12 protein-coding genes are annotated in these 16605 nt (G+C 47.0%); 2 read left to right on the plus strand and 10 right to left on the minus strand.

The window, feature by feature from the left end; genetic code table 11:
• Window positions 1-160 precede the first annotated feature (160 nt).
• The 10 genes from HF638_RS14050 to HF638_RS14095 all read right to left on the minus strand — a co-directional run bounded on the left by HF638_RS14050 (window position 161) and on the right by HF638_RS14095 (window position 12878).
• Window positions 161-1108, minus strand: coding sequence for an aminopeptidase (locus HF638_RS14050; RefSeq protein WP_169480760.1), 948 nt, complete (start codon window positions 1106-1108; stop codon window positions 161-163).
• A 94-nt stretch (window positions 1109-1202) separates the two neighbouring features.
• Entirely contained in the window at window positions 1203-3155 is a 1953-nt protein-coding gene (locus HF638_RS14055) for an alpha/beta fold hydrolase (protein WP_169480761.1), read from the minus strand.
• A gap of 60 nt (window positions 3156-3215) precedes the next feature.
• Window positions 3216-3782, minus strand: a complete 567-nt coding sequence (locus tag HF638_RS14060; RefSeq protein WP_062837307.1) for a TetR/AcrR family transcriptional regulator — start codon at window positions 3780-3782, stop codon at window positions 3216-3218.
• A gap of 340 nt (window positions 3783-4122) precedes the next feature.
• Entirely contained in the window at window positions 4123-5355 is a 1233-nt protein-coding gene (locus HF638_RS14065; protein WP_169480762.1) for an MFS transporter, read from the minus strand.
• Window positions 5352-6620 carry an ATP-grasp domain-containing protein gene (locus HF638_RS14070; RefSeq protein ID WP_169480763.1) on the minus strand — a complete coding sequence of 423 codons (1269 nt, stop codon included), beginning with the start codon at window positions 6618-6620 and terminating at the stop codon, window positions 5352-5354. The genes HF638_RS14065 and HF638_RS14070 overlap by 4 nt, the downstream gene beginning before the upstream one ends.
• Window positions 6617-7669 (minus strand): YqcI/YcgG family protein, encoded by a 1053-nt coding sequence (locus HF638_RS14075; protein WP_169480764.1) that lies wholly within the window; start codon window positions 7667-7669, stop codon window positions 6617-6619. The genes HF638_RS14070 and HF638_RS14075 overlap by 4 nt, the downstream gene beginning before the upstream one ends.
• Window positions 7670-7691: 22 nt before the next feature.
• The gene (locus tag HF638_RS14080) at window positions 7692-8915 is read right to left on the minus strand and encodes an ATP-grasp domain-containing protein (protein ID WP_169480765.1); all 1224 of its coding nucleotides are present in this window, start codon (window positions 8913-8915) and stop codon (window positions 7692-7694) included.
• Between the two features lie 314 nt (window positions 8916-9229).
• Window positions 9230-10528: an ABC transporter substrate-binding protein gene (locus HF638_RS14085; RefSeq protein WP_169480766.1), complete on the minus strand. Its 1299-nt coding sequence runs from the start codon at window positions 10526-10528 to the stop codon at window positions 9230-9232.
• Between the two features lie 632 nt (window positions 10529-11160).
• Window positions 11161-11997: a carbohydrate ABC transporter permease gene (locus HF638_RS14090; RefSeq protein WP_169480767.1), complete on the minus strand. Its 837-nt coding sequence runs from the start codon at window positions 11995-11997 to the stop codon at window positions 11161-11163.
• On the minus strand, window positions 11997-12878 hold the full coding sequence (locus HF638_RS14095) for a carbohydrate ABC transporter permease (RefSeq protein ID WP_036607341.1): 882 nt from the start codon (window positions 12876-12878) through the stop codon (window positions 11997-11999). Before HF638_RS14095 ends, HF638_RS14090 begins: the two co-directional genes overlap by 1 nt.
• Before the next feature lie 143 nt (window positions 12879-13021).
• Between HF638_RS14095 and HF638_RS14100 the strand changes: the two genes are divergently transcribed.
• Together HF638_RS14100 and HF638_RS14105 are read left to right on the plus strand one after the other, a co-directional pair.
• A complete protein-coding gene (locus tag HF638_RS14100) occupies window positions 13022-14851 on the plus strand; it encodes a sensor histidine kinase (protein WP_169480768.1) in 1830 nt (609 codons plus the stop codon).
• Window positions 14852-14856: 5 nt separating this feature from the next.
• Window positions 14857-16479: a response regulator transcription factor gene (locus tag HF638_RS14105; protein WP_169480769.1), complete on the plus strand. Its 1623-nt coding sequence runs from the start codon at window positions 14857-14859 to the stop codon at window positions 16477-16479.
• The last annotated feature ends 126 nt before the right edge of the window (window positions 16480-16605 follow it).

Below are 16605 nucleotides of genomic sequence, written 5' to 3' on the forward strand. Positions count from 1 at the left end.
TGGATATGTTTAGCATTTCATGTGGATATTCATTATTTTAATGTGGACATGTTGTGTATTTGTTTGTAAATCTGACGTAAAATCTGAATTTTCGCTCCAGTTATCCATCACTGTGGACACGTTGTGGACATGCCCAATTGCCTTCAATGCAGTTATTCAGTTATTCGACCAATTCACCCTGACGCATGATCAGCTTGTCATCGATGTACACGTCCGGCTTTTGCACAACTGCATCAATATGAACACCCGCGGCAATCGTTCCACCAAATGTGTTATTGCTGCCAAAGGCCACATGAATTGTGCCGTACACCTTCTCATCTTCCAGCACCACACCCGTGATTCGTGCCTTGTTATTGGTACCGATCCCGAATTCGCCGAGAAAACGACCATCGCCCTCACCAAGCGTTTCCAGTAATTGAGCCCCATCTGGTCCCTCAGCTGACACCAACCGTCCTTCACTAACAGCTAATAACATCGGTTCACGGAGTGCCCCAATTCCAGCAACGGAACCATCTACAACAATACTGCCCTCGCCCTTGCCCTCAACGGGAGCAATATAAGCTTCTCCTGACGGCAAGTTGCCCGATTCACCAGGGTTCAAATACATACCTGTGCTTGGTACACCGTTACGATCTTCAATGGAAAAGGAAAGACTATGGCCCTGCTTCTCTATTCGCACATGGCGACCTGCGGTTAATAGAGCCGTTACCTTCTCGGTCAACGCCTTTACTTGCGAATATTCAGCTGTAATGGCTCCGTTCATAAACATATCCTCTGTCATACCAGGCATCGTTGCCACTCGGGTTCCTGATGCAGCCGCTTGTTTGCGTGCCTGGGTATGGGTTAATGAATATCGCGTTATACACACAGCTACGTCCGCCTGAATCATGGCCTTTGCAATGGGCGCAGGCGGCTCTTCTCCAGATCTGCTGCGTTCCTCCATAATTAGCAGGACCGACTCTGCTCCAAGTGCTTTTCCTGCCTCATAGATGGATTCCGCCAAATCCCGTTTCATATCGTCTGCGACAACCACCAGATTCTCTCCGCTACGCAGCCCCAGACACTCAGTTAGCACATTTTTACTGATTTCCACACGTTGCTGATTCATACATGTATCTCTCCTGTCTATGGTGTATCTCTTCACAACCCGACTTGACCCTTTCGACAATTAGCATGGGATTCCTGCATATCCGAATCTGAACTCATCTCACGGTATCGGACCATTCGGTGAGGATTGCAGCTGTTTCCTTATACTGAAACGTCGGAAAGTAATGCCCATAGGGCACATCTATGCGTTTGATCTGTGAGTTCATATCCCGGGGATAATGATATTCTCGATCTTCCTTGCCCCATATGACTAATGCATTGTTGGCGTGGTGCTGGCTTTCTAATTTCGCCCACAACGTTGATCTGGCGCCTTTTCGCTGACCAGAGTGGATCCACCGCAACAAATCCGCATGTGCTCCCGCAATTCGAGGAGATTGGAGGTTGGAGCGTATTCTCTTGGCCATCGTATGATCCCTAACACTGTTGTCTTCTCCATCGCTGTATGCACTGAACATCCGGTTCCAACTTTTTTCCGATCTGCCACGCAGCATGGAGCGCATCACACCTCTTGGCAAACGGGAAATCCATCTCAGTACATTCGGATTCGAATTGTTAGCGACTGGCTGAAGCAAACCCAGCCGAATGTCTGTCCGTCCACTACGAATCTGTGCCGCAGCTGCAATAGCTGCACCTATCGAATGACCCACCAGCTTCACAGGACCTTCGAACTCACCAAGCGCCTTAAGTAGCGCATTCACCTGACCTTCAAATGCCTCATCTCCCTGATGCACAGGGGACCGTCCGAATCCAGCAAGATCGATTAGCCACACCGGGTTCCCGGTCTGTTCCCTAAGCTGTTGTCCCAAAGGTAACATCTCATCGGCAGATTGGAGCAAACCATGTACAATAATCCAAGGCTCTCCCTCACCCTCCCAACCAAGCATAGCCATATTTCCGCTCCGCGATCGAATATAGTCTGTCGGAAAACTCTCAGGTAACGGCGTATAACGAAAACGATAATCCAGATCGGCTGTCACCAGCGGAAGCTGTTCCCGGATGTCCGGCCAGGATTGCCCCATACGTGTGAACAGAGCCTCCGTCTCTTCAACCGGGAATGACCTGTTGGTAATAAAAGCAACCGACTCCGCTGGAACACCACTGATGCGTGAACCACCTGATTTCATGATCCATTGGATCCATGGTAGTGGTACGGCCCCTTTGGGCTTGGGTACGTCCAATTGCTGCGCTAGAAGTTGCAACAGTTCCTTCATATTGGGACTGTCTTCCTTCCGCGCCAACAGTGGATAGGTTCCTCCGATTGGAGCGGTTTCCCTGGATAAGAAAACAAGCGTCCGTGCAACAATGTCATTCTCCACAAGCGGTAACCAATAGGATGAACCTCCCGGCACTACCGGCATAAGTCCTTTCTGAATCGCCTGAATGAGCAGCCCAATCCCACCCATTTGCTCGGTTTCACCGGTGGGACGCGGTCCAACCACTGTACTCGGATTCACAACGGATAAGGGATAGTGATGCTGCTCCGCATGCTCGCGAATATGCAGATCGGCATGAAACTTCATCTCTTCATACGCACTTTCATTGTTATCCACATGCTCAACCTGTAGATAATTCCCCTGTTCATTCCGGTCTCCATAAGGACTCATATAACCAACAACGTGGATAAAGTGTCTTAATCCGTGGTTACGGTGGATCTCCTGTGCAAGCTGTGTCACTTCTCTGGCCCCGTTCATAAATATCTGCTCGGCTACTTTTCGGTTCAAGGTAACGTCCATGGTTCCACCCGCATGAATGATTACATTCGCTTCAAGAGCGCGCTCTCGATCCGATGTAGTCATTCCAAGACTCGAATGAGATAAATCACCCGTAATAAATGTAATTCGGTCGAAATCCTTCACTCCATAAGCCTTCAGCACAGTTCTGGCCCGCTGCTCCGAACGAACCAACAAGAGCAATTGTGCGTCTCCCTGCGTGAGTTGCTTGACCGTTTCTTTGCCGATAAAACCTGTACTACCTGTCATGAAAATAATCGTGGCTGTAATATCGGACTTGCTTACTACCTGATTCATGTTTGTTGAATGTATATTCATTCCGTTACAGCTCCCTTTAGTACTATATAGTACTAGTTATATTCAAAAAAAGAGCTTCGATTAACGAAGCATCTGACAAAATGTACGTGCCGATTGTTCTATAATCCCAACATCACGGGCAGTTCCCGCTAGGATTAATGAACCTTCTAATGCTGCAATAAACAACAACGCAGCCGGTCCCGGTTCGATTTCTTTGCGAAATTCACCGCGATCCAAACCTTGCTGAAACAGCTTCTCCACCATAGGTCTAAGCTCACGAAAGAATCTGGATATGCTTTCCTTCACTTGGGGGGCACTGTCGGGTGTCTGCATATATAGCGTGACAAACGGACAGCTTCCTTCGTAATTCCGGCCCTCAATGCCTGCTGACAGCATAGCCATGAATGAGTAAATACGTTCCTCTACCCCTCGCTCGCGCTGACTGAGCAGCAGGTACAGCTCCGATTCATACTGGGCAATCCAGTATTGCACCACGGCCTGGAGCAGTTCCTCCTTGTTTTTAAAATGATAATAGATATTCGACTTGGATACTCCACTCACCCGCACGACCTCATCCATGCTGACGTAGCTGTACCCCTGACGCAGAAATAATTGTGCCGCCACTTCAACTGCCTTGGTCCGGTTCACCGGATTGGAACTCTTGGATTTGGCAGGTCCTGTGTTCGATTTTTGATTTGTCATATTTAGAACTATATAGTACTAGTTATATAAAAACAAGTTTTTCTGTTAACAAAAGATCCTCTCTGGCTCAAGCTTCTCCTTACTTGTCCACATTTAGGTCATTATACACACAGGATATCCACATATAGTATTAAGACCGTGTAAAATACGTCACGGGATCACTAAACTGCTTTCGGGTTATCCACAAGCCTTCCGTTTTGACACATCAAAAATAGGCCAACCAGAGCGTACCTGGCTGACCCTTCGTATAATTCATTTCCCAACCGTTACGGGTTGTATCCCTGTTTCAAACTGAAGGTTTACTATCCCCAGCAATGATCGATCCGGTACCTTGAAGTGGCAATCTGTTCTCCAATCGGATGGCGAAAAAAAGGATAACCGTCACCGTAACACCAAGTGTTCCTAGCAGCACACCCGTGTTCTCCTGCCCCATCAGCGACAGCGGAAGTGCCAGCACCAATGGGACAACAGATCTTGTAAATTGAGTAGCGAACGTTGATCTCCCTGACCATTTCATGGTCTCTTCACGGCTACGCAAGTTATCAAACATGACCGATCTTTGCATAATACGTGTCCGGTTAAACACAAACCCAAGCATGAATCCACAGATCAACGACACTGTAAACACTTGTACTGTGCCAATGATGATATCGATCACGCCAATTAAGATGAATAAATACATTGGAATTCGATGTTCCCATTTACGAATCAGTGTTGCAAGAAAGGCACCCAGACCCATCGCTGCACCCATGGCCCCATACCGGGATGAATCCCAGTTATAGATATCATGGAACAAAATCGGTACTATAAAATTAATTGCTCCCAATTGAACGGTTAATACAACTACCGCCAGTATGGTCATGTTCAGTACTTTTTTCCGAATGGCGTCGGAGTACGTAATCTGCGGAGCCTCCGCTGTTGCTTTTTGTACGTTCTGCTCCACCTGCCCGGATCGGGACAGAATAGGAATGAGCCATGGAGCCAACATACCCACTGCCAGTGTCACCATCAGTACCGTCGAGATCATTGGTAACCCACCTATACTGAGCAGGATTCCAGTTACCGCACTCCCTCCAAATGCACCAATCTGAATTGCAGTCTGCAAGTCATGCGAGGCCTTGTGTGATTTGATTTTCCCGTCCAATACCATCTGGGACATGTAGATTTCCAGGCTTTGATTGGACAAAAACAGAATCACGGAGAAAATACCACCAATCAGATATAAACCATACACATTGGTATTACCTGAAAATTGAATCAAAAACACAAGCAGAAACACAATGCCCAGAATACGGGCCAAGCCGAAAATCAGCAATGGTCGCTCTTTAAGGGCCGTTTTTAGGAAAAAGCTATATTTTTGCAGTAAAATAGGCACCAAACTCATTATCGTAATAATGATACTTAGATGAGTAATTGACCCGCCCTGTTCCAGTACAGACCAGATCAGGGTAATATTCAAGATGGTATCTCCACATAAGGTAATAGACAGGAAGAGGATGAACAGAATAGTCTGCATCATTGCAGCTGTCTCACCTCAGCAACTTGCAAATCAAGCTTTTGTTCAAGAACCCTTGCAGCCTGTTTAACCAATTCAATATCCTCAGGACCCTCATATTGAGTACGCACAGACAGCAGACCTGTGATGTCGAATCCTTTTGGAGCAGAGTGGACCACTCTTCCTTTGGTAGCCACCGGATAATAAGCCCGGTATCTGACATCTCCTGCTGCCTCACCGCTGGCATTATTCAATACTTTCCCGTCACGGTAGACAAATTTGATACAGGTTGCACACTTCGGAGCCGTTCGTTTCGCAAAATGGGCAGCAAGCGCATCCTGGCCCAGAAGACCGTAAGCATGGGCGGTCACCAGATCGGTCCCGTATACATCGCGGATATTGCGATAGACATGCCCCCCACTGATACGACAGCTGAATTCCACCACTTTGTACTCCCCGTTTGCGTTTTGTCTGGCTTCAACGTTAAACAGTCCATTTTCAAGCTTCAGACCTGTGCATATTTGCCGAGCTATCTCACAAAGATCTTTTTCCACATTGGATTCTCCCTGGAAAGGCAGGGTATATTCATCCTCTTCAAAATAAGGACCTGGCATTCTGAGTTTGTTGTGTATACCCCCCAGATAAAACCTTCCGTGGACGACCACTCCATCCAGTGTGATCTCCTCACCCGGAAGGAACTCTTCAATCAGCGCTATTGCAGGACATTCATCATCAAAATACAGTCCCGATTGCGAAACGGCAAGTTGCGATATGCTATCAAAGGCCTGCTTCAATTCGAGAAGAGAATGAACGAGCGCTACATGGCTGCTGGATGCCGCCAGTGTCGGTTTGATAATAACCGGATAACCTACACTTGCTGCTGCCGAAACGGCCTCATCCATCGTATTTACAGCATGAAATACCGGACAAGCTGTGTTCTGCTGCTGCAAAAACTGACGTTGTCTGGACTTGTCTCTGGCAATTTCAGCTGCCTGAACAGGGATATCTTGTCTTCCCAATCCTTCATTCAATCTGGCATTCAGCACAATATCCGTCTCCTGCCAGGTAACAAAAAACGAGACTCCCTTTTCTCTCGCCTGCTCGATTATTTCTTCCACATTCTCATACTTGGGAAGAAGCTGAACGGACCGAAAGCGCGGATCTTGTTCATACCCAGGAACAGAGGTCCATACATGGACCTCCTCAAAAATTCTCCCCAGAGCTTCAATATGATCCCCATGCAGGAAAAAACCTTTTCTCATGAGCAGACCAACGGAGGACCGACTCATGCCAGAACCTCTTCTTTCGGTTGCTCCACGAACTCCAAAGCAATAATATACAACGTTCCATTCTCCCCAGCCTTGGAAGAGTGCACCGTATTAGCTGGAAGCAGAATGCGATCACCAGGCGTGCAATGCAGCTCGCCTTCTTCTGTATAGAACGTAATATCGCCACTTATGATTAAAAGGGTTTCGTCTGTCGGATGGGTATGAGATTTGTGCTCCCTGAATGGTGTATCTCTTTGCACCTCAACCGAACCGGTTACAGGCAGCAATTGCATTACAGCTTCTTCAAGTGTGACGTCAGATCCTTGGATATATTGCACTGAACTCATACTATTCCTCCTCATATGGTGAAATGGGCATTGCGCTGTAGCAGAAACTTCGTTGGTATCTGGAATAAAATATTGCAACCACTCCCGATTATTCGGACTTCCGTAGATCCCAAGATGCGGGAATGGATCAATTGCATCATATTGCCGAAGCAAGCTTCGCACCAAATCCTTGGATTTATCTCCTTTTGGTGTTCCCAAGCCAATCGAATCAAAGACCCATCGGGGCTGAAAGGTAATCATGTATGTATTCGCACGTCTGCTCCTTCTGATCTCATGTGCTGGTGTGTTACAAACGACAAAAATGGGTTCCCCATGAAAACAAAATTCCCATAAAGGATCATTCTCTTCATTCGGTATGGATTCTGGCCATTCTTTCAAGTCGATGGTGTGCAGCCGGGTCAGGATGGACCAAAATGTATGCTGATATTCATGGATGGATAAATCCTTGTCAATATTAAAGAATGTAACCATGGAGGTATAGTTTCCGAAGCTCCTTGCCTGTTCCACATATTCTCTCAATGCCTTTGCAAGCTCTTCTATGGAATCATCTTCTACATCATTAAAAAAAGAGAACCGTAGCTCATTACGGTTGAGTCCCATCGAGCCGAATATGCAGGGAAACCGTGGACTCTCACTGGTCATGTCCTTTTCAAAATGCTCAAATTCCTGCTTTCTCCAATCATGACTATCCAATCTCTTCACATCAGCGTTATCTAGCAACAACCCAAAGCCCTCCTAGAATGGTTTATTGGTGAACCAGGACAAACTTGTCATGTAGTTCTAGAAGTTGTTTTCTAACGAATTCAATATCTGGGCCTTCCACAATGGCAAATCCGGATCTAGACATCGTATCGCGACCACCTGAAATGGACTGACCCGATGTATAGTTAATTCGGATATCAATAAGTCCTTCCATCGATTTGAAATCATCTGCTGATGAGATACTTTCGATCTTGCCCACAGCAGATGGGAAATTAATCGCACCAGTATACTTGCCTGAATTAACAAGGCTTGGGGCCTCATATATTCCCAGTTCCGTTTGAATGGCTGCATCAAACAGGTTAACCTGATGGGAATTCAACACCATTGGCGGAATGATGACAATGCCTCCAATACGTGCTCCAATCTCTCCAAAACAGATCTCACCATTCGGCAGAAGGAATACCTCTGCATGGAACACACTGTTACGTATTCCAAGCGTCCGTATGATCTCTTCATTGAATGACTGCATCCGTTCCACATATTCGAAGTTGGTGTTAGTGGGATAACAGATCGTGCCGGAAGGGCGATCATTCTGGACGATTTCGAGACAATTGAACAAATATTCAGAGACAGAGGAAAACACAAGCTCACCTTCTGAAACGATGGAGTCTATATGGAACTCCCTACCGGTGATAAATTCCTCAATGAGCACTGATTCCCGATTCCAGGAATGGCTGATATACCGCTCAAGCTCCTCTTGATTGCTAAGCTTGTACGTCATGATCGTCGCCCAGCCACTAATCGGTTTGATAATGATGGGAAAGCCAATACCTGCGACAATCTTTCTGATCTGTACTGCATTGGACGCAATACGTGTCTGTGACGTATGGATTCCCGCCTGCCGCAATGTCTCCTTCATGATCCACTTGTTTCGGACTGTCTCGGCCTGGTTCTTCTGAATGCCAGGGATACCAAAACGTGTTCTGAGATACCCTCCTGTTTCCACTACATTTTCAGTGGGGGCAATCACTCGTTCCACATCATACTCATCCAAAATGCGCTCAAAAACCTCTTCCACTTGATCAATCCGAGTAATATCGTTCACTTCGAACACAGCACTAAACAACCCCTCAGGTAATGAGGCAAATTGTTCATATCCTTGTTCCACCAACAAAATGTTGGTTGTATCCGATATTTTGGACAAGGCTTCGAGAAACCCGGTTTTGGTGTTAATCCGCTTGTCACACAGGAATACGATATCCTTCATAAAGAACTTCACCTCCAATTCAAATTTCTTTACTTTCTGCTATATTTTTCTATAATATGGATATTGAGTAGGGCTGTCAATACAAAAATTCCAAATATTTAAATTTTGGCTATTTGTTGCCATATCGTGTACTAACAACAGGTTTTAGACATTATACAAACACCTCCACCTTCTGTATTAGTCGATCCATTCATTCATATTTGCATTTTCTGACTGGAAATTTTCACATAAAAACAGGTGACTCCGATTAATCCGGAGTCACCTGTTTTTATGTTTTTTCATATTCCCACATTCATTAAATGAATGGGACCCTGTTATTTTTTCAGACTATCCCAGTTCTGTTGCAATGCGTCGAGCAATCCGGTTTTATCCGATTTGCCTGCAACGTAAGCTTGAATTGTGCTGCCATACTCCTGTGGAACCCCTTCAGGGAAACGGTTGAAGTTCCAGCTGAGTGTTTTGTTTTCCTGGCTATACTTCATAATCTCTGTAGCGAGGTCACCCAGATCCTCTTCGGATGCCGTGATGGAACTGAACGCCGGGATGAATTTGAATTCTTTCGTCATATATTGTTTCCCGATATCCGAAGTTACGAGCCACTCCAGAAACTCTTTCGCTTCCGGTTTCACTTGGGAATTCTTATTCACAACCCAGTAGTTCGGCACGCCGACAAACAATTTGTCATTCGGTTCATTGTTAATTGGCATTGGCAGGATACCCAGATTCAGATTTGGATCGATTCCATCAATCTGAACTTGAGTCCAGTTTCCTTGCTGCATCATCGCTGCTTCTCCAGTTGCAAACAGGGTTACCTGTGTATTGTAGTCGGTTGTCAGCGGGTTTTTGTTGCTGTATTTCAACGTTAAGTCGAGCAAGTTAATCCAGTCGGTGAACACCTGATTGCCAGGGATTTTCTCCGTACTTTCGTTGAGCCCCTGGATGAATTTCACCGGATCTGCCTGATTCGCAAATGCCACGTTTACGTTATGGTTACCCAGCACCCACCACTCCTGATATCCGTTCGAGAAAGGCGTAATGCCTGCGGCCTGAAGTTTCTGTGCAGCCTGATCCAATTGTTCCAGTGTCGTTGGAATTTCGGTAATGCCTGCTTTTTGGAAAAGGTCTTTGTTATAAATGAAACCATAACCCTCCAGCGCGAGTGGCTGTCCATAGAGCTTGCCGTCTTTGGTCATTGGCTCTTTGGCTACTTCGAGTGCATCCTTGGCCCATGATTCTCCAGACAGATCTTCCAAATATTCAAGCCATGTATCCAGTTCACGATAACCACCTACGTTGAAAATGTCTGGTTGTTCGCCTGCGGCAAACTTGGCTTTCAATGCAGCACCGTAGTCACTGCCGCCACCCACGGTTTGAATGTCCAGTTTGACCCCTGGATGGGAGGATTCATATTCCGCCTTAAGGCGATTAAGCGCTTCCGCAATTTCGACTTTGAATTGAAAGATTTTAATGGTTTTATCCCCGGCAGCAGCTTCGCCACCACCTTGAGTATCCGTGTTGACCGGACTGCCGCTTTTATCCCCGTTACCACAACCTGCAAGCATTACCGAAAAAGCAATCAGCATAAGCAACGTCAACTTCGTCATTCTTTTCATACACACACTCTCCCTATAGTAGTTTCAGTATAACAGTTCCACTAATGAATATTTACACTGGCACTCCGATGACATAATAACTTTCCCTTGAAGTGTGTTTTCATTCTAACGAACCGAGCGCACGTTATTCGCACCTATTTGCACAGGTTACAATTTTAACGAATCACAGCGACGTTATTTCGTCGATTTGGTCAATTTTTAGGGCTCTGACGCCGTTTTGTACCCGAATAACGTTGCTGAGATTCGTTACAATTTGTATTCCTTGATTATCCGCCTATTAAGATGCGGTGGATTCGTTAGCGCTTTGAAAAAGGAGCTTACCATCACTTCACTCTGCAGAAGAAGTTCCTGGCTATACAAGCTTCTTTCTTGGTCTTTTCTCTTTATTGCTCTCTTCCCTAGGAGTCATGCCCAAGCTATGCGGGCATGACTCCCCTTTGCACACCTCCGTGCGAGGTGGGAGCAAAGGGATCAGGATGCGTTGGAGGAGCGGAGCGTTCGCCTTTGAACCTCGGTGGCTTCCTTTGCCCCAATACATTCAGGCCACCGAGGAGCAACAGCGACCGAAAGCGCAACTTGATACCGGCAGCGACCTTGCCTCGCACTCCACTACAGTGACCCTTCCCTCGCACTCACCCTTTAACTGATCCAGCCGTAATCCCCTGAATGATATACTTCTGCATCAGCAAGAAGAAAATAATGATCGGCATGATACCGAGCACAAGTGCCGGCAAAGCGAGATCCCACTGCTTCGTATATTGACCAAAGAGTGCAAAGGTCGCAATGGGAATCGTACGCAGGTTAGAGCTTTGCAGGATAAGGGATGGAAGCAGATAGTCATTCCAAATCCAGAGTGTGTTCAAAATAATGACGGTTACATACATCGGTTTCATAAGTGGAAATACGATCCGGAAGAACACCCCGTAGGCAGAGCTTCCATCCACACGAGCCGCTTCCTCAATCTCCAGTGGGACGGATTTCACGAATCCGTGGAACAGGAAGACTGACATCGGTGCCCCGAAACCGAGATAACAGATGATGAGTCCGCCAAGGCTATCGATCAGCCCTAGATTACTGGTTACAGTAACGAGGGGAATCATGATAGACTGGAACGGAATCACCATGGCGGCAATGAACATGCCGAACAAAATCCGGTTGAACCGGGTATTGCTGCGGACCATTCGGTACGCGGCCATGGAACTAATCAGCACAAGCAACAGATTGCTGACCACGGTAACGATTAGCGAGTTCATCAGCGCAGACGGGAAGTTAATTTTCTCCCAAGCATTCGCATAATTGCCCCACTGGAATACTTCCGGCCATGCAGCCGAATTGGTGAGCAGATCACCGAAGGTTTTGACCGAATTCACGAACAGGAAGTAGAACGGAACCATGAATAAAAGTCCAATGAGTACCATGACAATCTCGGTTAGAATGGTACTCAAGCGGTAGTTTTTCGTCGTCTCCATTAGGCTTCTACCTCCTTGCTCTTCGTCAGACGTACCTGAATCATGGTGATGATGGCAACGATTACGAAGAACACGAGCGCTTTGGCGGTTCCGATGCCATATCTGTTATTCACAAAGGCTTCATTGTAAATATTGAGTGCAACCGACTCTGTCGATCCGAATGGCCCACCTTTGGTTAGCGACAGATTGAGATCGAACATTTTGAACGACCAGGAGATCGCCAGGAACAGACAGATCGTTACACCCGGCATAATGAGCGGAAGAATGATGCTCCGCAGTACCTGCCAGCGACTTGCGCCATCAATCTCGGCGGCTTCCAGCAGATCAGGGGATACATTCGTCAGGGATGAGATGTAGATCACCATCAGATATCCTGCGGTCTGCCATACAAACACAATCACGATTCCCCAGAAGGCGGTCGGTTCGTCTCCCAGCCAAGGAAGGTTGAAGAAGGACCAGCCTGTTACATCGCCTACTGCTGAAAACCCTTTCACAAATATGAACTGCCAGATAAAGCCGAGCAACAACCCACCGATCACGTTAGGCATAAAAAAGATCGTACGCAGAATGTTTCTCGTCTTAAGCGGTTTGGTCAGGAAATACGCCAGGAAAAATCCAATCACATTGGTCAGTACCACACCAACCACGGTGAAGCGCACCGTAAACCAAAATGCCGTTTGGAACTTGGGATCATTTGCAAAAACATGCACGAAGTTATCAAACCCTACCCAATTAATGTTCTCGGATACCCCGTTCCAATCCGTAAAGGAATACACCATGCCAAGCAGGAAAGGGACCACGATGATGAGAATAAAAAACACGATGGAGGGACCCACGAACACGAGCTGCTGTAACAGCTGTGAAGATTTGCGATGCTTCATATCGTTCTCCCCTTCTATAGATGGATGAAATTGGCCTCTTTTTCTATTAAACCCCAATATCTCCGAGGGGAACACCGACCCTTGTGAACAGTTGGGGGTAAAATATTGTCCTTTCTTAACCTGCAATCAGAAGGGGTGTTCCGATGTCCAAATACTACAGTATACGCACCAAATTGATTGCCTTTATGCTCATTGCTACCACACTTCCGCTACTCGCATCGATCAGCATGACATTTATTCAGACCAAGACGGCCCTGCGGGAACAGGCTGTTGAAGAGAACAAACGCCTGATCTACCAAGCTTCCACGAATCTCAATAACTATGTGGATAACGTGGCTAGGGCGTCGCTTGCTGTGTATAACGACCCGAACTTTCTGCGTAACTTGGCAAAAATTCCTGGTGATTATCGTGCGGTGGCCGAGGTTTACACCACTTTGCAGACGATACGTGCCGCTGTGCCGGATGTATTCCAGCTGTATTTGCACTCTTTTGCCGCTGATCAATCCACTTTAATTACGAACCCCTTCCCGAAGCGGGAGGAACGTAAACAGGCCTATTCCGACTCACTTCATGGAAAAATGGGCGGTGGCAGCTCGGATATCTGGGTGGAATCGGCTCATATGAGTCATACTTACGGATTCAAGGCTGCCTCTCCCGATGATCCTGCCAGAACGGTCATTACCTTGCATCGAGTGATCAAGGATATTCCGTCCACCGAGCGTCTGGGTGTGCTCGCTATTGATCTGAATATGAATACCATTGCAGCGATAACCGGCAGGTTGTATGATCCGGCTAAGGAACAGATCTATGTGGTGGATGGACAGAATCAGATCATTTACCAGGGACGTTCTGAGGTCAATCATACGGATTCATTACGAGATGAAACGGCTAGCGAACTGAATATTGCACGATCTAGCGCTGGTACAGCCCAGAATGTCGCAGGACATTTTGAACAGGATCGTTCCATGTATGTATACCAGCAGCTTGGCAGCACGTACGCCGATTGGACCATCGTCAAACAGATCCCGAATGAGACGTTATATGCCAGAGCGACCACACTCACGTGGAATAACGCGCTGATTGCCATTGCGGCGCTTGTATTGGTCATTGTCGCAACCCTGTTCATCTCCATCCGAATCACCGGTCCGCTCAAGCAACTCATGCGGTATATGAACCAGATTCAAGCCGGGCGTCTGCATGTGGATATCCGTCTATCCAGCCGAGATGAATTCGGGGTGCTCGCTCGTCATTTCCGAGATATGATGGATACGGTCAATAACCTGATTCTACGGGAATATCGATTGGAAATTGCCAATAAGACCAATCAGCTCAAAGCATTGCAAGCGCAGATTCATCCGCATTTTCTGTATAACACACTGCAATCGATCGGTACACTTGCCCTTCAACAGCAAGGACAGCGGGCGTATACCTTACTCTCTTCCCTGTCCAAAATGCTGCGCTACAGCATGCGGGATCAGACCTGCGTGACTTTACGCGAAGAGGCGGAGCATGCCCGATTATATCTGGAACTGCAACAGGAACGGTTCGGTGACCGCCTTGAGGTGGATTTGGATTTTGCCGAAGATACCCTGTCTGTCGAAATGCCCAGAATGACGTTACAACCTTTGATTGAGAACTATTTCAAACATGGGGCAGATATTCAGCCCGGCAAAGGACATATATCCCTATCCAGCCGCCGAATCGACGATCATTGGATTGAAATCGAACTGAATAATAACGGACCCTCCATACCTGAAGATAAATTACTGGAGATCCGGGGATGGCTGCACCAAAATCACACAGCAAACGGGTTAGTCACGCAGGAATCCGACGAGTCCGAGTCCATCGGTCTACGAAATGTGATACGCAGACTTCAATTGAACTCACATCCCGGTCACTCAGCCAGACTTGAGATCAGCAATCGGGAACCAAATGGTGTGAAGATCAAGGTTAAACTATACGCGGGAGAGTGAACAACATGAAGGCACTGCTTGTAGATGATGAAAAACATGTCCGCGATGCCATAAGGTTGCTTGGTCATTGGGAAGACTTTGGCATTAATACGTTACTTGAAGCGGCAGACGGGGATGAAGCCATAGCTTACATCACAGCACATCAGCCTCAAATCATTCTCAGTGACATGCGTATGCCGGGTAAGGACGGTATGGCATTACTTGAATGGATATCCGCTCATGCCCCACACAGCAAGGTGCTGGTTATTAGTGGATATGATGATTTTGAACTCGTGAGGCATGCAATCAGGCATGGTGGTATGGACTACCTCCTGAAACCCGTGGAAGCAGACGAGCTGAATGCCTCTCTATTGAAGGCCGTTACAGCCTGGGAAGAAGAGGACGCCATTCGGATACAATCCACCCGACAATCCATTGTCGTTAATCGAATGCGCCCCCATTATCAGGATCGTCTTCTTACCGAACTTGCAGTCGGAAGAGGCAGCAGTCCATCACACATGCAGCGATTGCAGGATGAGTTGAATCTCCCCTGTCTAATCCCTGTCTGTCATGTCGCTGTCACCAGCCTGTCCCATCTGGATGCAGATTGTCTGGCAAAATACCGCAGTCAACCAGATCTGCTTGTGTTCTCGGTACTCAATATCTGTGCCGAGATGTTATCCACACCAGAGGAAGGCGTAATGTTTCGCCAGTTGGATCAACCGGACGAGATTGTCTTGCTGCATTGGGGTCCATCTACTTCATTGGATCATATTCTGGACAAGGTCAATCATGGATTGGAGCAAACGATTCAGCGTCAACTTCATTTTGGCATCTTCACCTGTGAGTCTTACCCCGGCGGAATAGCAGCAGCCTATCTGGAAGCAAGTTCAAGGTTGTGGCGACGCAATGCTTTGCAGACCAAGCAGCGAATCCATGCTGCAGTGGAATCATCAAACGGGAATAAAATCAGGCGTTTAACCGCCCATGAAGAACCGCTGCGTATGGCAGCCATGAGTTGCCGGGCTTCCAGTGTATCTGCTGCGGTCGCCGAGTGGCTTGACCCGATTACTGACCTTGAGGTTGTCAGTGCCGAGCAGATCCAGCAATGGATCGATGAGCTGGAATGGATGCTGAGCCGCTGGCTTGATGATACGGCAGGTTTACCATCCAAAGAGGAGGAAGTAACGGAGGAGCAGTCTATTCCCTTTGCCGAGTTACCTTTGGACGCTGAAGGACTGTTATCTTTCCCCCTGCTTCGTTCATTGTTGGAACAACGGCTGCTTGCAGCCGGAAAGGCGCTCACTGCCCATCACCCCGCCAATCCTGATCCCATGAGTGAGATTGCACGTTATATGGACGCCCACTATCAGGAAGACCTGTCCTTGCAGCAGATGGCTGCACGTTTCTACCTGAGCCGGGAGTATATTTCACGTAAATTCAAACAACAATTTGGTCTGAATTGGTCAGAATATCTGGGTAAACTGCGAATCAACAACGCCAAGCTGCTACTGCAAAATCCTTCCCTGCGAGTCGCCAAAATTTCGGAGATGGTTGGATTCCAGGATGAAAAGTATTTCAGCAAAGTGTTCAAAAAAATGGAGGGCATCACGCCAGTGGAATATCGTAAAACTGTATTTCAGGCTTGAATGTAATACCTTGAACTAAACTAAAAGGACTCCTCACGGGAGTCCTTATTTCTACTTACTAAACCTGAATAGCAGCATCGCTCAAGATGATTTTTTAGCTCTTTCTTTTCTAAGATAAGATACAAT

The organism is Paenibacillus sp. SZ31, from assembly GCF_012912005.1.
In the GTDB taxonomy this organism is placed as follows: domain Bacteria; phylum Bacillota; class Bacilli; order Paenibacillales; family Paenibacillaceae; genus Paenibacillus.

Coding starts and splice junctions, on each gene's coding strand:
- HF638_RS14090 (WP_169480767.1), bottom strand. CDS start 11,997: ATGGAGACGACGAAAAACTACCGCTTGAGTACCATTCTAACCGAGATT.
- HF638_RS14095 (WP_036607341.1), bottom strand. CDS start 12,878: ATGAAGCATCGCAAATCTTCACAGCTGTTACAGCAGCTCGTGTTCGTG.
- HF638_RS14105 (WP_169480769.1), top strand. CDS start 14,857: ATGAAGGCACTGCTTGTAGATGATGAAAAACATGTCCGCGATGCCATA.
- HF638_RS14070 (WP_169480763.1), bottom strand. CDS start 6,620: ATGAGTCGGTCCTCCGTTGGTCTGCTCATGAGAAAAGGTTTTTTCCTG.
- HF638_RS14085 (WP_169480766.1), bottom strand. CDS start 10,528: ATGAAAAGAATGACGAAGTTGACGTTGCTTATGCTGATTGCTTTTTCG.
- HF638_RS14080 (WP_169480765.1), bottom strand. CDS start 8,915: ATGAAGGATATCGTATTCCTGTGTGACAAGCGGATTAACACCAAAACC.
- HF638_RS14050 (WP_169480760.1), bottom strand. CDS start 1,108: ATGAATCAGCAACGTGTGGAAATCAGTAAAAATGTGCTAACTGAGTGT.
- HF638_RS14065 (WP_169480762.1), bottom strand. CDS start 5,355: ATGATGCAGACTATTCTGTTCATCCTCTTCCTGTCTATTACCTTATGT.
- HF638_RS14100 (WP_169480768.1), top strand. CDS start 13,022: ATGTCCAAATACTACAGTATACGCACCAAATTGATTGCCTTTATGCTC.
- HF638_RS14055 (WP_169480761.1), bottom strand. CDS start 3,155: ATGAATATACATTCAACAAACATGAATCAGGTAGTAAGCAAGTCCGAT.